This window comes from Bradyrhizobium sp. AUGA SZCCT0177, from assembly GCF_018130125.1.
Classification (GTDB): domain Bacteria; phylum Pseudomonadota; class Alphaproteobacteria; order Rhizobiales; family Xanthobacteraceae; genus Bradyrhizobium.
Genome location: NZ_JAFCMA010000002.1, coordinates 367,248 through 387,542 on the forward strand (window position 1 = coordinate 367,248; position 20,295 = coordinate 387,542).

Genomic DNA, 20,295 nt, shown 5'->3' on the forward strand with positions numbered 1-20,295 from the left:
GAGAACAAGATGACACGGCAGATGGCGATGGTCGGCTTCCTGCAGGCGCAGAACTGCACCAATCTGCCGAGTTCCTGGCGGCACCCGGAATCGCGCGACGATTCGATGTCGGCCGACTACTACCAGGAGATCGCCCGGATTCTGGAAGCCGGCAAATTCCACATGGCGTTCTTCGACGATCGCCTGGCAATGCCGGACCGCTACGGCAATGACCACGCCCACACGGTCGAATACGGCATCCGCTGCGTGAAGATGGACCCGATCGTGGTGCTGACCACGATGGGCATGGTAACCGAGAAACTTGGGTTGGCCTCGACCTGCTCGACCACCTATTTCGAACCCTTCGACGTCGCCCGCCGCTTCGCCACGCTCGATCTGATGACAGGCGGACGCGCGGGGTGGAACGTTGTCACCTCGCTCAATGACGGCGAGGCCCACAACATGGGCAAGGATGCCCATCTCGAACATGACTACCGCTACGACCGCGCCGACGAGTTCATGGAGGTCGTGCTCGGTCATTGGGACACCTGGGAAGACGGCTCGCTGATCGTGGACAAGAAGAGCGGCCGCTTTGCCGATCCGGCCAAGGTCAGGCGGCTCGACCACAAGGGCCAATTCTTCAAGTCGCGCGGGCCGTTCACCGTGCCGCGTTCGGCACAAGGCCATCCCGTCATCATCCAGGCCGGCGCGTCCGGCCGCGGCCAGCGCTTTGCGGGGCGATGGGGCGAGGTGATTTTCACCGCCGCGCGCAACGTGGCCGCCGCCAAGGAAGGCTATGCGGCGGTCCGCAACGAAGCCGCGAAAGCCGGCCGCGATCCCGACCAGATGTTCCTCTGCAACCTCACCACACCCGTCTGCGGCGCGACCAGGAGCGAGGCCGAGGACAAGATGGCTGTCATCAACAAGCTGCCGCTGCAGATCGATGCGCTGTCGCTGCTCGCGGAGGCGCTGAACTACGACTTCGCCTCCAAGCCGCTCGACGAACCCCTGACAACAGAAGAGCTCAAGAGCATGCAGGGTATCCTGGGCATTCGCGACGGCGTGCTCAAGAATTCGGGCAAGACCAATCCCAGCGCGCGCGACTTCGTCACCTTCTCCGGCCGCGGCCAGGTGCAGGACGCAATCGTCGGCGGCCCGAAGGAAATTTCGGACAAGCTAGAGGAGATGTTCGTCGAGCGCGGCTGCGACGGCTTTGTCATCGCCGCCACCATCGTGCCCGGCTCCTACGCCGACTTCGTCAAGCATGTCGTGCCGGAACTGCAGCGCCGCGGCCTATTTCACAAGGATTATGCCGGCAAGACCTTGCGCGAGAATCTAGGCCTGCCGCGCACCGCCGCCGGCGCCTGGAAGGCCAAGCCGCAGGCCGCAGCCGAATAAAGCAAAGGACACTTCATGCGTTGGCTCAAATTCACCGGCGCCGGCAACACATCCTGGGGCCTCGTCGAGGGCGACAAGGTCATGTCAGTCAGCGGCGATCCCTTCGGCGAATGGCAGCGCGGCGCGCAAACCCATGCGCTCAAGGACGTGAAGATCGAACTGCCGTTGATCCCGCGCACCTTTTATTGCGTCGGCCTGAACTATCTGAAGCATCTCAAGGAAGCCGCCGACAAGGCCGGCACGGTTCCGAACGTGCCGGACCGACCCGAGATCGGCTACCGCGCGCAGAACGCGCTGATCGCCCATGATGAGGATGTGGTGATCCCGGCGACTGCGACCGAGAAAATCCATTACGAAGGCGAACTCGTCGTCGTCATCGGCAAGAAGGCAAAACACCTGACCGAAGCCAACGCGATGTCCTGCGTGTTTGGCTACACCATCGGCAACGACGTCAGCGAACGCACCTGGCAGAAGGCCGATCGCTCGCTGTGGCGCTCCAAGAATGCCGACACCTTCAAGCCGATGGGCCCCTGGATCGAGACCGATGTCGATCTCGACCGGATGGAAACCGCGATCCGGGTCAACGGCAAGGAGACCGGCCGCTTCCGCACCAACGAGATGATCTTCGGCATCGTGCCGTTCATCGTCGAGCTGACGAAATATTTCACGCTGTGGCCGGGCGACGTGATCTGGATGGGCACCGACGGCGCCTCGCCGGATCTGAAGGCCGGCGACGTGGTCGAGATTGACATCACCGGCATCGGCACCCTGCGCAACAAGTTCGTGGCGGAGAAGCGGTAGGATGCCTACTATTCGATCTTGATCCCGGCGTCCTGGATCACCTTGCGCCAGCGCGCCTCCTCGACGCTGAAATAGCGGTCGAGTGCTTCGGGCGGCTCTGCCACCATCACGAGGCCTTCGTTGACGCCGAGCTTCTTGAACGCCTCTGACTGGACGGCCTTGGCGGCCGACTTGTTCAGGAGGTCGATGACCTCTGGCGGCGTTTTGGCGGGCGCGTACAGGCCGTACCAGGCTTCGGCCGCGTTACCGGGAACACCGGCTTCCGACACCGTCGGCAATTCCGGGAAGGCCGGCGAGCGCTCGGCCGACGTCACCGCGACCGCGCGCAACTGGCCGGCCGCGACCAGCGAGGCGGCGCTGGCAACGGTGGTGAAGATCACCTGGATCTGTCCGCCGAGCAGGTCGGTGATCGCGGGTGCCGCGCCCTTGTACGGCACGGTGGTCAGGTTGACCTTGGCCATGTGCTTGAACAGTTCGCCGGCCAGATGCGCCGAGGTGCCGGTGCCATAGGTGCCATACGACAATTTATTGGGCTCGGCTTTGGCCACCGCAATCAGGTCGGCAATCGATTTGATCGGCGACGCCGGATTGACCACGACGAGGTTGAAGGAACGCGCGATCAACGCCACCGCCGCAAAATCCTTATGCGCATCGTAAGGCAGCTTCGCGTTCAGGCTTGGATTGACCGCATTGGCAAAGGTTCCCATCAATAGCGTGTAACCGTCAGGCGCGCTGGCCGCGACCGACTGCGTGCCGATGATGGTGCCCGCCCCGGGCTTGTTCTCGATGATGATGGAGGCGCCGAGATCCCTGGCCATCTCCTGCGCCAGCGTCCGCGCAATCACGTCGGTGCCGCCGCCCGGTGCGAACGGCACCACGATCCTGATGATGCGGTCGGGATAGGCGGCGAAGGCGGGCGGGCTTGCAAGCACGACGCACGCTACGAACCCGAACAGGATCACGAGATTCTTCGTGGCGCGTCGAATTTGCATGTTTGAGTCCGCCAAAGGTTGGCCTATCCGGACCGTCCGCGCTATTCGCCTGGTGAAGGGGAACGCCGCGATTTCATCGCCCCTTTTCTCATGCGCGGGCTTGGGACCCGCGCCTCCGTCTAGAATGAGCCTTTCGAAAGGATGCATTGCCGGGTCGAGCCCGGCAATGACAATCAGTTAAACCGCGGTCGCCTTGGCGAACTCGACATAGATTTCGCGCAGGCGATCGGTCATCGGGCCGGGCTTGCCGGTCGCGACTTTCTTGCCGTCGATCGATACCACCGCCTGCACGAACACGGTGGCGCTGGTGATGAAGGCTTCCTTCGCGGCCAGCGCCTCTTCCACCGTAAACGCGCGCTCCTCGATCCGGAGCTGGCGTTCTTCGGCCAGCTTGACCACCGCCTTGCGGGTGCAGCCCGGCAAGATCTCGCTGCCGTTCTGCCGCGTCACCAGCACGTCGTCCTGCGTCAGGATGAAGGCCGAGGACGAGCCGCCCTCGGTGACCTTGCCGTCCTCGATCATCCAGGCCTCGCCGGCGCCGGCCACGGCTGCGGCCTGCTTTGCCAGCACTTGCGCCAGCAGCGCCACGCTCTTGATGTCGCGGCGGGTCCAACGCAGATCCGGCACGGTGATGACGGCAATCCCCGTCTTGGCCGACGGTGCGTTGATGATGTCCTTGACGGAGGTAAACATGACCAGCGTCGGCTTGACGCCCTTTGGAAACGCAAAATCACGGCCGGTGTCGGCGCCGCGCGTCACTTCCAGATAGACCATGCCGTTGACGAGATTGTTGCGCGCCACCAGTTCCTTCTGGATTTCCTGAATCCGTTCGATGGTCTCTGGCAACGCCAGCTCGATCTCGCCGACCGAACGCTCCAGCCGCGCCAGATGCGAGGCATTGTCGATCAGCTTGCCGTCCAGCACGGCGGCGACCTCATAGATGCCGTCGGCGAACAGGAAGCCGCGGTCGAGAATCGACACCTTGGCGTCGGCCATGGGCACGAATGAACCGTTGACGTAAGCGATCTGTTCCAAGCGAAGTCTCCTGAGGGCGCGAAGGGGTGTTGGGGACTCATATACGCAAATTGTTAGTGCCGATAAACCCTCAGCGTCATTCCGGGGCGTGCGAAGCACGAGCCCGGAATCCATAACCACGATCGAGAGTATGGATTCCGGGCTCGCGCCAAACGGCGTGCCCCGGAATGACGGTGGCGGCTAATGCGACAGAATCTTCGACAAGAATTTCTGCGCGCGGTCGCTGCGCGGCTTGCCGAAGAAGTCGTCTTTCAGCGCATCCTCGACGATCTCGCCCTGGTCCATGAAGATAACGCGATGCGCCACCTTTCGGGCAAAGCCCATTTCGTGGGTCACGACCATCATGGTCATGCCCTCGCGGGCCAGATCGACCATCACGTCCAGCACTTCGCTGATCATTTCGGGATCGAGCGCCGAGGTCGGTTCATCGAACAGCATGGCGATCGGATCCATCGCCAGCGCGCGTGCAATCGCCACACGCTGCTGCTGTCCGCCTGACAATTCGGCCGGGTATTTGTTGGCATGAACCTTCAATCCGACGCGGTCGAGCAGCTTGGCGCCCTTGGCCATCGCCTCGTCATGGGACCGGCCCAGTACCTTCTCCTGCCCCAGACACAGATTCTCGATGATCCTCAGATGCGGGAACAGTTCAAAATGCTGGAACACCATGCCGACGCGGGCACGCAGCTTCGGCAGGTCGGTCTTGGGATCATTGACCTTGATGCCGTCGAGGATGATCTCGCCTTCCTGGATCGGCTCCAGCGCGTTGACGCATTTGATCAACGTCGACTTGCCCGAACCTGACGGACCGCACACGACAACCACTTCGCCCTTGGCGACCTTGGTCGTGCAATCCTTCAACGCCTGGAAGGTCGGCCCGTACCATTTATTGACGTGATTGATTTCGATCATGCGCGTTCCCTAACGGACAATACTGATGCGCGCCTGCAGGCGCCGGACGGCGAACGAGGCGGCGCAGGAAATCGTGAAATAGACCACCGCCGCGAACAGGTACATCTCGACCAGCCTGCCGTCGCGCTGCGCAACCTTGCTCGCCGCGCCGAGGAAATCCGGCATCGACAGCACGTAGACCAGCGAAGTGTCCTGGAACAGCACGATGGTCTGGGTCAGCAGCACCGGCAACATGTTGCGGAACGCCTGCGGCAGCACGACGTAGCGCATGGTCTGGGCGTAGGTCATGCCGAGCGCATTGGCCGCGGCAGGCTGGCCCTTGGAGATCGACTGGATGCCGGCGCGCATGATCTCGGAAAAATACGCCGCCTCGAACATGATGAAGGTGACGAGCGCGGAGGTGAAGGCGCCGACACTGATCGGGCGCGACGCGCCGGTCAGCCATTGCCCGACATAAGGCACCAGGAAATAGAACCAGAAGATCACCAGCACCAGCGGCAGCGACCGCATGAAGTCGACGTAAAGCCCGGCGATCCGGCCGAGCACTTTGAAACCGGACAGCCGCATCAGCGCGATCAGCGTGCCGAAAATGATCCCGCCGAGCGCAGAGAGCCCGGTCAGGGTCAGCGTGAATGCCATGCCGTCGAGAAACAGGTAGCCGAGCGAACGGCGGATGACGTCGAAATCGAAATTGGCGAACATGCGGCTATTTCCCCGTGATGTAGCCGGGGATCGCCAGGCTGCGTTCGAGGAAGCGCATGCCGGTGACGACGACGATGTTGATCAGCAGATACATCACGGTCGCGGCGGTGAAAGCCTCGAACACCTGGAACGAGAATTCCTGCATCGACCGCGCCTGGCCGGTCAGTTCGATCAGGCCGATGGTGATCGCGACCGCCGTGTTCTTGATGGTGTTGAGGAACTCCGAGGTCAGCGGCGGCATGATGATTCGGAACGCAATCGGCAGCAACACGTAGCGATAACCCTGCAACGTCGTCAGCCCGAGCGCGGTCGCGGCCTGCTTTTGCCCGCGCGGCAGCGAGGCGATGCCGGCGCCCAATTGCACGGCGACGCGCGCCGACATGAACAGGCCAATCCCGATCGCCGCGGTATAGAACGGCGCATTGGGCATCTGTTTCAGCCACAGCCCCCAGCTGCGCGGCAGCAATTCGGGCAGCACGAAGAACCACAGGAACAGCTGCACCAGAAGCGGCATGTTGCGGAAGAACTCGACCCAGGCGAAGCCGATCCAGTAGGCGGTCTTCGACGGCAGCGTCCGCAACACGCCGATGACAGAGCCGAATATCAGCGCGATGATCCAGGCGAAGATTCCGGTCTGGATGGTAAGCCACAGTCCCGACAGCAGCATATGGAAATAGGTGCCGGTCCCGCCCGGGGCCGGCTCGAAGAAGATGCTCCAGTTCCAATTATAATTCACGAAGGCCTACCGTCCGCTGCGTCACCGAAACGTACCCATGCAATGGTTGGGCCATTGCATGGGCAGAAGCATCTATTTGCTTATTTGTAGGCGTCCGGATCCGGCGAGTCAGACGGCTTGGCGTACTGGTTCTTCAGCTCCGCGCTGATCGGCGAGTTCAGGTTCAGGCCCTTGGGCGGGATCTTCTGGGTGAACCATTTGTCGTAGATCTTCTGGCCCTCGCCGCCCGTATAGAGCGCTGACGTGGCGGCATCGACCACCTTCTTGAAGGCCGGGTCGTCCTTGCGCAGCATGATGCCATAGGGCTCCGGCTTGGAGAACGCGTCCTTGGAGATCACGTAGTCATCCGGCGCCTTCGAGCCGGCAACCAGGCTCGCCAGCAGGATATCGTCCATCACGAACGCCACCGCGCGGTCGGTCTCGACCATCAGGAAGGCTTCGGCGTGGTCCTTGGCCGGAATGATGTTGGCGCCGAGCTTTTTCTCCGCATTGGCTTCGGTCAGCTGCTTGATGTTGGTGGTGCCCGATGTCGAAACCACCGCTTTGCCCTTCAGATCGTCGATCGAGTTGATCTTGCTCGACTTCTTCGAGACGTAGCGGCTCGCGGTCAGGAAGTGGGTGTTGGTGTAGGCGATCTGCTTCTGGCGTTCGGCGTTGTTGGTGGTCGAGCCGCATTCCAGATCGATGGTGCCGTTGGCCAGCAGCGGAATCCGGGTCGACGACGTCACCGGATTGAGCTTGACCTCGAGCTTGTCGAGCTTGAGCTCCTTCTTCACGGCATCGACGATCTTGTAGCAGATGTCCATGGCGTAGCCGACCGGCTTCTGGCTGTCATCGAGATAGGAGAAGGGAATCGACGAATCCCGGAAGCCGAGCGTGATGGCCCCGGTATCCTTGATGTTCTTCAACGTTCCGGTGAGTTCCTGCGCCATCGCCGGCGTGGCGCACAACGCGCCGGCCAGCGCGTAGCCAATCATGTAATTGCGGTTCATACTTGTACTCCTTGTGTGGTTTACGTCGATCGTTCGAGGATTTCGCCGAGCACCGGCGAAATGTAGCGGCGAAACTGTTCGGGGTTCTCGCTCATCGGAAAATGACCAAGCTGCTCCATTATCGTAACACTGGCGCCCCCGATAGCGGCAGCAGTCCTCGTCGTGTCTTCCGGCGTACAGGAGAAATCATACTCGCCCGTGAGCAGAAACAGCGGGCATACTTTAGTATCGATCCTCTCCACCCGGCCGCGCAAGTCGCCATCGACCCGATAAAAATAAAGATCGCCCTTGAAAATCCCCGGACCGCCCTGCTTGTAACCCCATAGCGTTTCGGCTCGCGAGGCTTGCGGGCTCTGCGGGGCAATGAGACCCGACACCAAGGCTGCGCAGACCTCGCCGCCATGGACGTCGGGGCGGTGAAGCCATGTGGTGTCATACCACGGCGCCTGGAAATCCGCCGCCTCCAGCCCGATCAGCGCACGGAATTCGGCGGCGTGGTCGATCGCAAGGTTGAGCACGATGCGGCCGCCGATCGAGCAGCCCATCACCACGGGCTTTTCCAGCCGCAGCGCCTTGCAGAAGGCGCGGATATTCTCTGTGTAGCGCGCGGTGGTGAGCTGGTACTCGTCCCCATTCCAGTTCGCCGGCGGATTCGATTTCCCATGCCAGGGCATATCGAAGGCGATGATCCGAAAATTCTTCGCGAACTCCTCATCGGCGAGCAGATGCCGCCATTGCCGCGCATCGGAACCCGCGGTGTGCAGGCACACCAGCGGGATGCCGGCGCCGTTCTCCTCGAAATAGATGCGATGCATTTCGCCGCCGATGTCGACATGGACATAGCGGCCGATCATCGGCTCGACGTAACCGCTCATCAGGCAGCCACCGCGAAATGGTGCCGCGGCAAGGCCAGCACATCCTTGAAATACTGCAGATGCGCCATGAAGGGATGCAGATCGCCCTCAAGGGCCGCTTCGCCACGCTTGGTCAGGGCGAGCAGATCATGCCAGCCCGGCCGCGGCTCGGATTGCCAGTACGCCGCCCAGGCCGCAGGCGAGGCGCGATAGGAAAACCGCCACGACCGCATCAGCACCGGCGCCGGCGTCAGATCGACGATCCGGCCGGCACGGATCGAGGCGTGAAAGGGATGGCCGGTCGGCCCGAGCAGGCATTCGCAATCGAGAAACCGGCCGCGAACGATCAGCGCCGGCGTCTGTTCGAGAAGCGCAGGGATTGCGGCGAATGCCTTGATAACCGCGGCGTCGGTTGCGTTCGAAGCTGAACTCATGCGCTCCAGGCAGGATTCCCTGCAATGCCCACATTGGCAAACTGAACGGAACCACCCCGTCCGACCGGACCTATGATGGCCTGAAAGCCTAGGCCTTCGCAAGCCACCGCGACCTATAGCTTACCTTGATTATAGGCCCAGGTCAGTTGAACGCTCAGACTGAGCATGCGCGAGCTGGTCGCGCTGGATGAAGGGCTTGATCCCTCAAGCCCCATGGCTCGGCTTGATCACCTTGAGCGCACCCGGTTTCGCCGGCTGCGCCATTGCCCGTGTCAGGATCAGCGCTTCCTTCTTCAACATCTCCGCAAGCTCGGTTTCGCGCCGCCTGATCCGGTCGCTGGAGGCGCCGACGCTCAGCGCCGCAATCACCTGCCCGGCATCGTCGCGGATCGGCACGCCGACCCCGCCCATGCCGGGAAGCGCGACGTCGATCTGCACGGTGTGGCCATGCTTGCGCGCCGCGACGATCCGCTCGCGCAGATACTTCGATGTGATACGCGGCGATTTCGCCAGCCGCGGCATGATGATTTCGATGATGGCGTCGATCTCGGCGTCCGGCAGCCACACCATCAGCGCAAGGCTGCCGGCTCCGACCCCGAGCGGCCGCCGGCTGCCGATCTGCAGGTAATTGGGCTGCAACGGATGGCTGCCGACGGAACGCGCCAGATACAGCGCCTCGACGCCGCTGCGCACCGACAATAGCGCGGTATCGGCCGATCGCTCCGAAAGCCGCAGCAGGCTCGGCTGCGCCAGTTCGGCGATGTCGACAGTGCGGCGCGCGCTGACCGCCATCACCCGCGCCTCCTGGCCGAGTTCGTAGGTTTTTGCGCCGGTCACGCGCGTGACAAAGCCCTCCTCGATCAGCGAGCCGAGGATGCGCAGCGCCGTCGCCTTGTTCAGCGAGGTGACGTCGGCGATCTCGGTCAGCCGCAGCGGAGCGTTCTGCGCCAGCACACGCAGGATCGCGCAGACTTTTTGGATGGCGTTGAAATTGGCCGGCTGCCCGATGACGGACAGCGATGGCTTCTTCTTAGGTGACGTCGCGTTCATGCCGCCCTTCCCCGCATCGCGCTCCCCTGATCCTAGAGAGCGCGGCGCGCGGGCGACAGAGCAATATTTCGCCTGACGATACGCTGAGCTAAATTTTATAGCACGAAACGGCACTTTCGCGCCGCAGCATCGTTCTTATTCCGTCACGCGAACCATTGCCGGCATCACGGTCTACGCGGCATCTCGCCCAAGTCCCAGAACAGGCCCGCCATGATGGCCAGCGCTTCCTCGGTGACCGGCAGGAGGATGTGTTCATCCGGTGCGTGCTGCGAGCAGCCGGGATAGGAATGCGGAATCCAGATCGTCGGCAGACCGAGCCCTTCGGCAAAGACGCCGTTGGGCAGCGAACCGCCAATATTCGGCAGGATCGCCGGCGCCTTTCCGGTGGTCTGCCGGATCGAGTTCGCCGCCCAGTTGACCCAGGGGCTATCCAAATCGGTACGCGACGCGCCAAACCTCTGCTGGCCGCTGACATCCACCATCGGAAAGCCATTGGCGTGCAGATAGGTCCTGACAGCGTCGACCACCTTTTCGTATTCGGTGCCGACCACGAAGCGAAGCTGCAGCACGGCGCGAGCTACGCCCGGGATGGCGTTCGCCGGTTGCTCGATATTGCCCGATGACATCGCCAGCACTTCCAGCGTGTTCCAGGCATAGACCCGTTCGGCGGCCGACAGGCCATCCTCGCCCCAATTCTCGGAGACCTGCGGCTCATCCGCCGTGGGCTCGACCTCCACATCGGCCAGTGCTGCGCGGATCAGGTTCGAGATGCGCGGCGGCTTCATGATGTCGAGCTTCATCCGCCCCCTGTGATCGACCAGCGCGGCGATCGCGTTGGCCAGGATGGTCGCGGGGTTGGCGAGCAGGCCGCCCCAATTGCCGGAATGATTGCCGCCTTCGCGCAGGTTGACGTCGAGATGGATGCGCACGCCGCCGCGACAGCCGAGGAAGATGGTGGGACGATCCGCCGAAAGCCGTGGACCATCGGATGCGAGCAACAGGTCGGCCTTGAGTTCCTGCTGCAGCGACTCGCAGACCTCAGCCAGATCAGGCGAGCCGATCTCCTCGCTGGTCTCGATGATGAACTTGGCATTGAAGCCGAGCTTGCCGCCGCGGGCTTCGCGAACGGCGCGCAACGCCGCCATGTTGATGCTGTGCTGTCCCTTGTTGTCGGCGGTGCCGCGGCCGTAGACGCGATCGCCCTTGGTCGTGGTCTGCCACGGGTTGAGATTGTCGCGCCATTCACCGACCATGCCACCCACGACGTCGCCATGGCCGTAGGAGAGCACCGTCAACAATGACGGATCCTCGCGATAGTCTGCCAGCAGATACGGGCCCTTGCCGATCGGCGACTCGATCAGCCGGGTCGAAAACCCGAGCTCTTCAAAGGCAGGCTGCAGTCCTTCCACGAGATAGGCGCGCAAGGGATCGCCCGGCAACGGTTCCTGGCTCTGCGTAGGAAAACCGACCCTGCGGTTGAGCTCGGCGAGAAATTCGCCGGAGTGAAACTGCTGACGCACATTTTCAATCGCGTCGGCTCTCGTTGCCATGTCTTTTTCCTTTCGCGCTCGCGAACGTATCACTCGTTGGTGTAGCCAGACAACTCATCTACTGGAAGTAGCACGAGTTGCGCCGAATAGGGCCTTGCTAACCCTCATGGAATGCAACAGTTTCCGCCAACAGCCCGGTTACCCGACCCGGCGGCGTATCCGGGAATACCCAAGGTTCCACCATCATGAAGAAACAGATCCGGCTCAACGCCTTTGCCATGAACTGCGTGGCGCATCAATCGCCCGGGCTGTGGACCCATCCGCGCGACCGTACCCTTGACTATAACCGCCTGCCCTATTGGCTTGATCTCGTCAGGACGCTGGAACGCGGGCGGTTCGACGGCTTGTTTCTCGCCGACGTGCTCGGCGTCTATGACGTGTTCGGCAATAGCCCCGACGCGGCGCTGCGCAACGCTACGCAGACCCCGGCGAACGAACCCCTGATGCTGATCCCGGCGATGGCGGCGGTGACGAAACATCTCGGTTTCGGCGTCACCAGCAACCTGTCGTTCGAGCCGCCCTATCCGTTCGCGCGCCGGATGTCGACGCTCGACCACCTCACCGAGGGACGGGTCGGCTGGAACGTGGTGACCGGCTATCTCGACAGCGCCGCGCGCGGTGCCGGCAAGGACAAGCAGACCGCGCATGACGACCGCTACGAGATCGCCGATGAATATATGGAGCTGGTCTACAAGCTCTGGGAAGGCAGCTGGGAGGACGAAGCCGTGCTGCGCGACCGCGCGCGCGGCATCTTCGCTGACCCTGCGAAGGTGCATCCCGTCTCGCATGAGGGCAATCATTACCGGCTCAACGCGATTCATCTGAGCGAGCCGTCGCCGCAGCGCACGCCGGTGCTGTACCAGGCCGGCACCTCGCCGCGCGGCCGGCAGTTCGCGGCCCGGCACGCCGAATGCGTGTTCATGTCGGGCCCGTCGGCCAAGATCATCGGACCGCGCGTCGCGGCGATCCGTGACCTGGCACGCGAGATCGGACGCAACCCGGCCGAGATCCTGATGTTCAGCATGATGACGATCATCCTCGGGCGCACCGAGGCGGAGGCGAAGGCGAAATACGCCGACTATCGCAAGCACATCAATCCCGAGGGTGCGCTTGCGCTGATGTCGGGCTGGACCGGCGTCGATTTCTCCAGCTACGACCTCGACCAGCAGGTCCGCCACGTCCAGAACGACGCCGGCCGCACCGCGCTCGACAACGTCACCCGCGCCGATCCGGACCGGGTCTGGACCGTGCGCGAAGTCGTCGAGCACGTCGGCATCGGCGGCGCCGGACCCGTCGTGGTCGGCACGCCCGAGAAGGTCGCCGACGATATCGAGGCCTGGTTCGAGCAGACCGACGTCGACGGCCTCAACGTCGCCTTCGCGACCTCGCCCGGCGATTTCGAGGACATCGCCGACATGCTGGTGCCGGAATTGACGCGGCGCGGACGATACAAGAGCGCGTATGCCGAGGGCACGCTGCGCGAGAAGCTGTTCGGCGAGGGCCGCGCGCGGCTGACGGCGCAGCACCCGGCGAGCCAGTATCGGCCGGGGGTGCGGGTGAAGGCGGCGGAGTAGAAGCCACGCTCTATCGCCGGCATTGCGAGCGTAGCGAAGCAATCCATACTTCCTTTGTCGCACGGTGGATTGCTTCGCTTCGCTCGCAATGACGAACGACGTCAATTCACCGAATTACTCACCACCACCTCGATCAGCTTGGTGCCGGGGCGACCAATCGCCGACGACAGCACGGACTTCAATTGGCCTGGATCGGTGACGCGCATAGCTTCCAGCCCGAGCGATTTGGCGAGCCCGGTGAAATCCACCGGCGGATCGACGAAGTCCATGCCGACATAATGATCGTCGCCGTGGAAGGCGAGCAGGCGCTGCTTGATGATGCGGTAGCCGCCATTGTTGACGATCACGAAGGTCAGCGGCAGCTTGTGGTTCGCCGCGGTCCATAGCGACTGGATCGAATACATCGAGCTGCCGTCGCCGGAATAGCACACGACCGGGCGCTCCGGATTGGCGAGGCTGACGCCGACGGAGGCCGGCAGTCCCCAGCCGATGCCGCCCGAGGCCAGCGCGTGATAGCCGTAGCGATCACGATGCGGCCGCAACGCCAGGATCTGCCGCGACGACGTCAGGCCTTCGTCGACCAGGATCGCATTGTCAGGCATCGCCTCGACCACCTGCAACGCCAACCAGTCCGGATCGATCGGCGATTTGGTGCTGGCTTTTGCAATCTGTTCGATCAGCGGTTTGCGCTTCGCGGTCCAGTTCTTTGGCGCCAGCGCGGCTACGCCCTGCTTCGCACGCGTCTCAAGCGCGCCGCCACCGGCCGCTTTCAGCGCCGGCACCAACGCGCGCAGGGTTTCCTTCACGTCGGCCTTGAGCGCGATCTCGGCGCCATAATTCTTGGCAAGATCCCAGTCGACAAGGCCGATCTGCACGATGCCGAGTCCATCGGGCAACGGATCAACCTCGCTGTAGACCGACATGCGCAGGGGATCTGCGCCGAGCACGATCATCAGATCGTAAGGCGACAGCACCTCGCGAACCTGCTTTTGCAGGCGCGACAGCGCGCCCATGAAGCATGGGCTTTCCGACAGGAAGTGTGCGCCGTAAGGCGTCGAGCACTGATAGGCCGGCGCACCGATCGTTTCCGCGAACTGCGCGGCTTCCTTTAGCGCGTCGCTCTTGACGATCTCGTCGCCGGTGATGATGACCGGCCGCTCGGCTTTGAGGATGCGCGCGACCAGCGCCCCGAGCGCTTCGTCCGACGGTTTGACGCGGGTATCGACGCGGGTGGAGCGGCCGAGTTCAATGCCGGCTTCGGCGTTGAGGATGTCGCCGGGCAGCGAAATGAACACCGGCCCGGTCGGCGGCGTGGTTGCGATCTTGGCGGCGCGGCGCACGATGCGCGGCAGATCCTCCAGCCGCGTCACCTCGACCGCCCATTTCACCAGCGGCTCCGCCATCTGCACCAGCGGGCCGTACAGCACCGGCTCCATCAGCCCGTGGCCCTGTTCCTGCTGGCCCGCGGTCAGGATCATCGGCGTGCCGGTGAAGGCCGCGTTGAACAGCGAGCCCATCGCGTTGCCGAGGCCGGGCGCGACGTGGACGTTGCAGGCGACAAGCTTACCCGAGGCGCGGCTGTAACCGTCGGCGATCGCGACCACCAGGCTCTCCTGCATCGCCATCACATAGGTGAGGTCAGGATGATCCTTCAGGGCGTGCATGATCGGCAGTTCGGTGGTGCCGGGATTGCCGAACAGATGCGTGATGCCCTCGTCCTTCAGTAGCGCGAGAAAGGCCGAGCGCCCGGTAATGCGATTTTTCATCTTTCCTCCTGCCCGCGGTTCGTTGACCTTTCGCGATCACGCCATCATGACGATCGGCAATGATGAGATCAAATGGAGCACGGTCATGGCTGCCCTGCGTGGGAGAGCGTGCGATCAGAACATCCCCTCGCGGTCAGTGCGTTTCTTCTTCTTCGAGCGCTGCCAGACCACGCCGGGATAGCCTTTCAGCGGCACCAGCGGCTCGCCGGTATAGGCCCATTCCTGCAGCTCCTCGATCGCGATGTGATAGAGCGGCTGGCGGCCGGTGCGGCCGGTGAACAGCGCGCGCGGGATGTTGACCATGTGCGGCGAGCGCGGCCGCTCGTAGGCGATCGGCGTGCCGCAGCTGCTGCAGAAGCTGCGCGCGGTCTTGGTCGCCTTGTCTTCATAGCGCGTGATTGACGTCTTGCCCTTGGTAATGCGGAAGCGCTTGCGCCAGCTTCCGACATAGGTCGCGTAGGCCGCGCCGTGCGCGCGGCGACTCGAAGGCGTATGATCGTGCCAGGCCCAGCGCGCCGGCACGTCGATTTCGAAGCAGACTTTGCCGCACAGGCATTGGCCGGCGGCGGGTTTGCCCACCGCCACCGGTTTTGCCTTTTTCTTTTCGGTTTCCTCTTCCGGAAACATGCTCGATCCTCACGCTTCGTCATTGCCTGCAACAAACGCAAAGCGTTTGTGCAAGGGAGCGAAGCGACGAAGCAATCCATACTTCCTTACGCGGTGAGATGGATTGCTTCCGCCTTCGCTCTTCGAGCTACGGCGGACAGGTCGCTTCGCTCGCAATGACGGTCACGCCTGCGCCAACTCGTCGTGCGCGGGGTAATCGGTGTAGCCGGCGACGTCGCCGCCATAGAAGGTCGCGCGGTTATAGGGCGTCAGCGGGAAGCCGCGTTGCAGGCGGCGCGGCAAATCCGGATTGGAGATGAATATCCGCCCGAACGCGATCGCGTCGGCATGGCCGGCCGCGATCGCGGCATTCGCGGTCTCGCCGGTGAAGCCGCCGGCCGTGATCAGCACGCCTTTCCAAATGGGGCGGAACAACACCATCGCCGAGGGCACGTTCTGATGGTTGACCTCGGCGCGGCCGGCGCCGCTGGAGCGCGGTTCGATGAAATGCAGATAGGCGAGCCCGAGCGGATTGAGCGATTGCACAACATGGCTATAGAGCGGCATCGGGTCGGGCTCGCCGCTGCCATTGGCGATGCCGTAGGGCGACAGCCGCAGGCCGACGCGGCTCGCGCCCCAGACCTCGATCACGGCTTGCGTCACTTCCATCAGGAAGCGCGTGCGGTTTTCGATTCCGCCGCCATATTGATCGGTGCGAAGATTGGTGTGCGACTGCAGGAACTGCTCGATCAGATAACCGTTGGCGCCATGGATCTCGACGCCGTCGAAGCCGGCGGCAAGCGCGTTCTTCGCCGCCTGCCGGTAGGCATCGACCACATCAGGGATTTCGGAGGTCTCGAGCGCGCGCGGCGTCTCGTAGGTCACGGCCTTGCCGTCCGCCGTCCCGGTCTTCAGATCGGGCGGGATCGTAACCGCCGAGGGCGCCACCGGCAGCACGCCACCGGGCTGGAACGAGGAATGCGAAACGCGGCCGACATGCCAGAGCTGCAGGAAGATCACGCCACCCTTGGCGTGAACGGCATCGACGACCTTTCGCCAGCCGGCGATCTGCTGCTCGGTATAGATTCCGGGGACGCCGGCGCTGCCATACCCCGTCGCCATCACGGGCGAGGCCTCGGCGATCAGCAATCCGCCCGGCGTCGCGCGCTGGGCGTAATATTCCGCGTTCAGCGGCCGCGGCGCGAGGCTGGGCTTTTCCGCCCGCATCCGCGTCAGCGGCGCCAGGGCGAGACGATGTTTGAGCTGGTAGGGACCGATCTGCAGCGGGGAAAACAATGATGGGTAATTCATGCCGGTGTGGAACTCCAACTTCTCCGTATTCATACGAGTATGTAACCGGTTCCGCTTGCCCGTAAAAGACTGGAGCAGCTTTTGTTTTGAAAGCGAAGCGGTAGCCCGCTCGAACCGATGTAGTGAGCAAGCATTTCATGCCGAAATCGAGTGCCAAATCGCTTCCTTCGCTCAGCGTACGCATCGATCTGGATGCAAACGCCCGGATCGGGCCGGGCAAGATCCAGCTGCTGGAGAATATCCACACATGCGGCTCGATTTCGGCCGCCGGCCGCGCGATGGAGATGTCGTACAAGCGGGCATGGGATCTGGTCGACGAGATCAACCGCATCTGCCGGCAGGCCGCCGTCGAGCGGCAGACCGGCGGCAAGAACGGCGGCGGCGCGGTGCTGACGTCGTTCGGCATCTCGCTGGTCAAGCGCTACCGCAAGATCGAACGCAACGCCGCGAGCGCGGCGCGCAAGGAGTTGCAGGCGCTGCGCAGCGAGATCGGCCGGAAGAAGCGGGCGGGGTAGCACTACTCGTCGTCCCGGCGAAGGCCGGGACCCATACGCCGTGACGCTCGTTGTTATAGAAGGCATCTAACGCCAGCATTCTCACCGATGGGCCGCGGAGTATGGGTCCCGGCCCCCGTGCGCAATTGCGCACTAGGCCGGGACGACACAAACATCCTAACCCGTCTTGATCCAGACCGCCTTGACGTTGAGATACTCCTCAAGGTGCTGCTTGCCTGACTCGCGACCGTAGCCGCTCATCTTGTAGCCGCCGAACGGCACCGCCGGATCCATCGCCTGGTAGCAATTGACCCAGACCGAGCCGGCGCGCAGCGATTTTGCAATCTGATGCGCCTTGCTGACATTGGTGGTCCAGACGCCGCTGCCCAATCCAAACGTGGTGGCGTTGGCGCGCGCGATCAGCTCGTCGGTGTCCTTGAAGGAGATCGCCGAAATCACCGGGCCGAAGATTTCCTCCTGCGCGATCCGCATATTGTCCTGCACATTGGCGAACACCGTCGGCGCCACGAAATAGCCCTTCGACAGCGCGCCTTCGGTCAGCGGCGTACCGCCGGTCAGCGCCTTGGCGCCCTCCTCCTGGCCGATCGAGAGATAGCTGGAGACGCGCTTCATCTGCTCCGCCGACACCAGCGGTCCGATCTGGGTATTGGGATCGAGGCCGTTGCCGACCTGCAGCTTCTTGCCGAATTCGGCGACGCGGCCGACGAACTCGTCATAGATCTTGTGCTCGACGAACAGCCGCGTGCCCGCGCTGCAGATCTGGCCGGAATTGGCGAACACCGCCATCGCCGCGCCCGGCACCGCCGCATCGAGATCAGCGTCGGCGAACACGATATCAGGCGACTTGCCGCCGAGCTCCAGCGACACGCGCTTGAGGTTGCCGGCGGAGGCCCTGACGATGGCTTGCCCTGTCACATGCGAGCCGGTGAAGGCGACCTTGTCGACGCCGGAATGCGAGGACAGTGCCGCGCCCGCGGTCTCGCCGTACCCAGGCACCACGTTGACGACGCCGGGCGGGATGCCGGCCTCCATGCAGAGTTCGGCCAGCCGCAGCGAGGTCAGCGGCGATTCCTCGGCCGGCTTCAGGATCACGGTGCAGCCGGTCGCGATCGCCGGACCGATCTTCCAGACGCTGGCGCTGAGCGGGCCGTTCCAGGGAATGATCGCGCCGACGACGCCGACCGGTTCCTTCAGCGTGTAGGAGAAGATGTCGCCGGGCAGCGAGTTCTCGATGGTCTCGCCATGCAGCGCGGTCGCCTGGCCCGCGTAATACCTGAGCATGCCGAGCACGCGCAGCCGGTTGCCGCGGGTGCGGCTGATCGGCGCGCCCATGTCGAGCGTATCGAGCTGCGACAGCTCCTCGAAATTCTTCTCGACGAGATCGGCGAGCTTGAGCAGCAGGTTCTGCCGTTCGAACGGCTTGACCTTGCTCCACGGACCCTCGAAGGCCCGCCGGGCTGCCGCGACCGCGCGGTTGATGTCCTCGGCGTCGCCCTCGGCCACCGTGGCGAGCAGTTCGCCGGTCGCCGGGTTATGGGTCTCGAACTTCTTGCCGGAGGCCGCATCGACCCATTGGCCGTCGATCAGCATCTTCTTGTAGGAACCATCCGCATAGGGGTGGCGCGTGATCGGAATTGCCTGCGATACAGCCATGTATTTACTCCCTTGGATCGATAGCCATTGTTGCGATGAAGATCGTTGCTGTGATGAAAATCGTTATATCTGGATAACTATATCGTTGGGCTCCGAACCGTAAAGCGGAATGAGCCGCCGGAAGCGAGACGGAAAATGAAGACCTGCCATGCCGGTTCGTACGTACCGATGTTGTCCTGATGAAGATTTGCGCTGATAAGTAGTGTAACCCGATTTGTGTCCGGAGGAAGTCTGCATGCCACATCCAGCCATGTCCACCAGTCATGTCGCCGTGATCACCGGAGGCGCGTCCGGCATCGGGCTTGCGGCCGCGATGCGGTTCGCCGGCCTCGGCATGAAAGTCTGCATTGCCGATATCGGCGCCGCGCGGCTGGCGGAGGCTGCCACAAAACTGTCGTCTGTCGCCAAGGGTGACGACGCCGATGTCATGACCGCCGAGGTCGATGTCAGCCGGTTTGAGGACGTCGCCAGGCTGGAAGCTGCGGTGGAGAAGCGGTTCGGCGGCACCGACATCCTGATGAACAATGCCGGCATCGGCCCCGACAGCAACAGCTTCGGGCCGCTGGAGAACTGGCAGCGCATTCTGAACGTCAACCTCTGGGGCATCATCCACGGCACCCAGGTTTTCGCGCCGCACATGATCGAACGCGGCCGGCCCGGGCTCATCATCAACACCGGCTCCAAGCAAGGCATTACAACGCCACCCGGCAATCCCGCTTACAATGTCTCCAAAGCCGGCGTCAAAGCGCTCACCGAGGCGCTGCAGCATGAGCTGCGTAACACCGATGGCTGCCAGATCGGCGCGCACCTGATGATCCCCGGTCACGTTTTCACTGCCCTCACCTCCCGCGGCCGCACCGAGAAACCTGATGGTGCCTGGACGCCCGAGCAGACCGTCGACTTCATGATTGAACGCATCGATGCCGGCGATTTCTACATCCTGTGCCCTGACAATGACGTGCCGCGGCAACTCGACGAACGGCGCATGCTGTGGGCCGCCGGCGACATCGTTGAAAACCGCCCCGCGCTGTCGCGCTGGCACAAGGATTATGCGGAGGCGTTTGCGCGGTTTGTGAAGGGGGAGCGATAAAATTCGGTGTCGTCCCGGCGAACGCCGGGACCCATACTCCGTGACGGTTATTGTTGCGGGAGGTCTCTAACGCCTGCGCTTTTACCGATGGGCCGCGGCGTATGGGTCCCGGCTCAAGGCCGGGACGACGTGGTTGGGTCATCGCAAACACGCCTTCGCATTCTCGCGGCGCGATGCGCCCGAGCTTTGCCAGAAATTCCTTGCCCCCAAATGAGAGGGCGCAGGGAAGACCGGGTGCGCGCTGCACCCGCGGTCCCGTGTGCGGTTTGCACAAAACAAAATGCACACGAGCATACAGGGCAGCGGAGAACACCCGGCCTTCCCTGCGCAATGGCTTTACGGCTT

19 protein-coding genes are annotated in these 20,295 nt (G+C 63.1%); 5 read left to right on the forward strand and 14 right to left on the reverse strand.

Annotated features, from left to right (window positions below; genetic code table 11):
- Positions 1–9: 9 nt before the first annotated feature.
- Together JQ597_RS04090 and JQ597_RS04095 are read left to right on the forward strand one after the other, a co-directional pair.
- Positions 10–1,377 carry an LLM class flavin-dependent oxidoreductase gene (locus JQ597_RS04090; protein ID WP_212262945.1) on the forward strand — a complete coding sequence of 456 codons (1,368 nt, stop codon included), beginning with the start codon at positions 10–12 and terminating at the stop codon, positions 1,375–1,377.
- A 15-nt stretch (positions 1,378–1,392) separates the two neighbouring features.
- Complete coding sequence (locus tag JQ597_RS04095) at positions 1,393–2,178, forward strand: fumarylacetoacetate hydrolase family protein (RefSeq protein ID WP_212262946.1); 786 nt, start codon at positions 1,393–1,395, stop codon at positions 2,176–2,178.
- Positions 2,179–2,186: 8 nt separating this feature from the next.
- Here JQ597_RS04095 and JQ597_RS04100 read toward each other — a convergent pair whose 3' ends face one another.
- The 10 genes from JQ597_RS04100 to JQ597_RS04145 all read right to left on the reverse strand — a co-directional run bounded on the left by JQ597_RS04100 (position 2,187) and on the right by JQ597_RS04145 (position 11,435).
- Complete coding sequence (locus tag JQ597_RS04100) at positions 2,187–3,170, reverse strand: tripartite tricarboxylate transporter substrate binding protein (protein WP_212262947.1); 984 nt, start codon at positions 3,168–3,170, stop codon at positions 2,187–2,189.
- A gap of 177 nt (positions 3,171–3,347) precedes the next feature.
- Positions 3,348–4,205, reverse strand: a complete 858-nt coding sequence (locus JQ597_RS04105) for a D-amino-acid transaminase (RefSeq protein WP_212262948.1) — start codon at positions 4,203–4,205, stop codon at positions 3,348–3,350.
- Between the two features lie 180 nt (positions 4,206–4,385).
- Positions 4,386–5,117, reverse strand: a complete 732-nt coding sequence (locus tag JQ597_RS04110) for an amino acid ABC transporter ATP-binding protein (RefSeq protein WP_212262949.1) — start codon at positions 5,115–5,117, stop codon at positions 4,386–4,388.
- A 9-nt stretch (positions 5,118–5,126) separates the two neighbouring features.
- Positions 5,127–5,819, reverse strand: coding sequence for an amino acid ABC transporter permease (locus tag JQ597_RS04115; RefSeq protein ID WP_212262950.1), 693 nt, complete (start codon positions 5,817–5,819; stop codon positions 5,127–5,129).
- Between the two features lie 4 nt (positions 5,820–5,823).
- Positions 5,824–6,555, reverse strand: a complete 732-nt coding sequence (locus JQ597_RS04120) for an amino acid ABC transporter permease (protein ID WP_212262951.1) — start codon at positions 6,553–6,555, stop codon at positions 5,824–5,826.
- Between the two features lie 80 nt (positions 6,556–6,635).
- The gene (locus tag JQ597_RS04125; RefSeq protein ID WP_212262952.1) at positions 6,636–7,547 is read right to left on the reverse strand and encodes an amino acid ABC transporter substrate-binding protein; all 912 of its coding nucleotides are present in this window, start codon (positions 7,545–7,547) and stop codon (positions 6,636–6,638) included.
- A 20-nt stretch (positions 7,548–7,567) separates the two neighbouring features.
- Complete coding sequence (locus JQ597_RS04130; protein ID WP_212262953.1) at positions 7,568–8,422, reverse strand: alpha/beta fold hydrolase; 855 nt, start codon at positions 8,420–8,422, stop codon at positions 7,568–7,570.
- Positions 8,422–8,835, reverse strand: a complete 414-nt coding sequence (locus JQ597_RS04135) for a hypothetical protein (protein ID WP_212036865.1) — start codon at positions 8,833–8,835, stop codon at positions 8,422–8,424. Before JQ597_RS04135 ends, JQ597_RS04130 begins: the two co-directional genes overlap by 1 nt.
- A gap of 204 nt (positions 8,836–9,039) precedes the next feature.
- A complete protein-coding gene (locus JQ597_RS04140) occupies positions 9,040–9,885 on the reverse strand; it encodes an IclR family transcriptional regulator (protein WP_212262954.1) in 846 nt (281 codons plus the stop codon).
- Positions 9,886–10,049: 164 nt separating this feature from the next.
- Entirely contained in the window at positions 10,050–11,435 is a 1,386-nt protein-coding gene (locus JQ597_RS04145; protein WP_212262955.1) for a M20 family metallopeptidase, read from the reverse strand.
- A gap of 185 nt (positions 11,436–11,620) precedes the next feature.
- On the opposite strand from JQ597_RS04145, the gene JQ597_RS04150 reads away from it, so the two are divergent.
- A complete protein-coding gene (locus JQ597_RS04150) occupies positions 11,621–13,009 on the forward strand; it encodes an LLM class flavin-dependent oxidoreductase (protein ID WP_212262956.1) in 1,389 nt (462 codons plus the stop codon).
- A 101-nt stretch (positions 13,010–13,110) separates the two neighbouring features.
- Here the strand turns inward: JQ597_RS04150 and JQ597_RS04155 are convergent, their stop codons facing one another.
- The 3 genes from JQ597_RS04155 to JQ597_RS04165 form a co-directional block, all read right to left on the reverse strand.
- Positions 13,111–14,775 (reverse strand): thiamine pyrophosphate-binding protein, encoded by a 1,665-nt coding sequence (locus JQ597_RS04155; protein WP_212262957.1) that lies wholly within the window; start codon positions 14,773–14,775, stop codon positions 13,111–13,113.
- A gap of 114 nt (positions 14,776–14,889) precedes the next feature.
- Positions 14,890–15,402 carry a GFA family protein gene (locus tag JQ597_RS04160; RefSeq protein ID WP_249147224.1) on the reverse strand — a complete coding sequence of 171 codons (513 nt, stop codon included), beginning with the start codon at positions 15,400–15,402 and terminating at the stop codon, positions 14,890–14,892.
- A gap of 162 nt (positions 15,403–15,564) precedes the next feature.
- Positions 15,565–16,692 (reverse strand): alkene reductase, encoded by a 1,128-nt coding sequence (locus JQ597_RS04165; RefSeq protein WP_212262958.1) that lies wholly within the window; start codon positions 16,690–16,692, stop codon positions 15,565–15,567.
- Between the two features lie 137 nt (positions 16,693–16,829).
- On the opposite strand from JQ597_RS04165, the gene JQ597_RS04170 reads away from it, so the two are divergent.
- Positions 16,830–17,207: a winged helix-turn-helix domain-containing protein gene (locus JQ597_RS04170; RefSeq protein ID WP_212262959.1), complete on the forward strand. Its 378-nt coding sequence runs from the start codon at positions 16,830–16,832 to the stop codon at positions 17,205–17,207.
- Positions 17,208–17,363: 156 nt separating this feature from the next.
- Here the strand turns inward: JQ597_RS04170 and JQ597_RS04175 are convergent, their stop codons facing one another.
- The gene (locus JQ597_RS04175; protein ID WP_212262960.1) at positions 17,364–18,860 is read right to left on the reverse strand and encodes an aldehyde dehydrogenase family protein; all 1,497 of its coding nucleotides are present in this window, start codon (positions 18,858–18,860) and stop codon (positions 17,364–17,366) included.
- A 235-nt stretch (positions 18,861–19,095) separates the two neighbouring features.
- On the opposite strand from JQ597_RS04175, the gene JQ597_RS04180 reads away from it, so the two are divergent.
- A complete protein-coding gene (locus tag JQ597_RS04180; RefSeq protein ID WP_212262961.1) occupies positions 19,096–19,950 on the forward strand; it encodes an SDR family NAD(P)-dependent oxidoreductase in 855 nt (284 codons plus the stop codon).
- Positions 19,951–20,295: the final 345 nt, after the last annotated feature.

What these genes read in the sequence shown, in the direction of transcription:
- JQ597_RS04100 (WP_212262947.1), bottom strand. Translation starts at nt 3,170, where the DNA reads ATGCAAATTCGACGCGCCACGAAGAATCTCGTGATCCTGTTCGGGTTC.
- JQ597_RS04155 (WP_212262957.1), bottom strand. Translation starts at nt 14,775, where the DNA reads ATGAAAAATCGCATTACCGGGCGCTCGGCCTTTCTCGCGCTACTGAAG.
- JQ597_RS04115 (WP_212262950.1), bottom strand. Translation starts at nt 5,819, where the DNA reads ATGTTCGCCAATTTCGATTTCGACGTCATCCGCCGTTCGCTCGGCTAC.
- JQ597_RS04125 (WP_212262952.1), bottom strand. Translation starts at nt 7,547, where the DNA reads ATGAACCGCAATTACATGATTGGCTACGCGCTGGCCGGCGCGTTGTGC.
- JQ597_RS04145 (WP_212262955.1), bottom strand. Translation starts at nt 11,435, where the DNA reads ATGGCAACGAGAGCCGACGCGATTGAAAATGTGCGTCAGCAGTTTCAC.
- JQ597_RS04090 (WP_212262945.1), top strand. Translation starts at nt 10, where the DNA reads ATGACACGGCAGATGGCGATGGTCGGCTTCCTGCAGGCGCAGAACTGC.
- JQ597_RS04160 (WP_249147224.1), bottom strand. Translation starts at nt 15,402, where the DNA reads ATGTTTCCGGAAGAGGAAACCGAAAAGAAAAAGGCAAAACCGGTGGCG.
- JQ597_RS04165 (WP_212262958.1), bottom strand. Translation starts at nt 16,692, where the DNA reads ATGAATTACCCATCATTGTTTTCCCCGCTGCAGATCGGTCCCTACCAG.
- JQ597_RS04130 (WP_212262953.1), bottom strand. Translation starts at nt 8,422, where the DNA reads ATGAGCGGTTACGTCGAGCCGATGATCGGCCGCTATGTCCATGTCGAC.
- JQ597_RS04110 (WP_212262949.1), bottom strand. Translation starts at nt 5,117, where the DNA reads ATGATCGAAATCAATCACGTCAATAAATGGTACGGGCCGACCTTCCAG.
- JQ597_RS04150 (WP_212262956.1), top strand. Translation starts at nt 11,621, where the DNA reads ATGAAGAAACAGATCCGGCTCAACGCCTTTGCCATGAACTGCGTGGCG.
- JQ597_RS04095 (WP_212262946.1), top strand. Translation starts at nt 1,393, where the DNA reads ATGCGTTGGCTCAAATTCACCGGCGCCGGCAACACATCCTGGGGCCTC.
- JQ597_RS04175 (WP_212262960.1), bottom strand. Translation starts at nt 18,860, where the DNA reads ATGGCTGTATCGCAGGCAATTCCGATCACGCGCCACCCCTATGCGGAT.
- JQ597_RS04170 (WP_212262959.1), top strand. Translation starts at nt 16,830, where the DNA reads ATGCCGAAATCGAGTGCCAAATCGCTTCCTTCGCTCAGCGTACGCATC.
- JQ597_RS04135 (WP_212036865.1), bottom strand. Translation starts at nt 8,835, where the DNA reads ATGAGTTCAGCTTCGAACGCAACCGACGCCGCGGTTATCAAGGCATTC.
- JQ597_RS04140 (WP_212262954.1), bottom strand. Translation starts at nt 9,885, where the DNA reads ATGAACGCGACGTCACCTAAGAAGAAGCCATCGCTGTCCGTCATCGGG.
- JQ597_RS04180 (WP_212262961.1), top strand. Translation starts at nt 19,096, where the DNA reads ATGCCACATCCAGCCATGTCCACCAGTCATGTCGCCGTGATCACCGGA.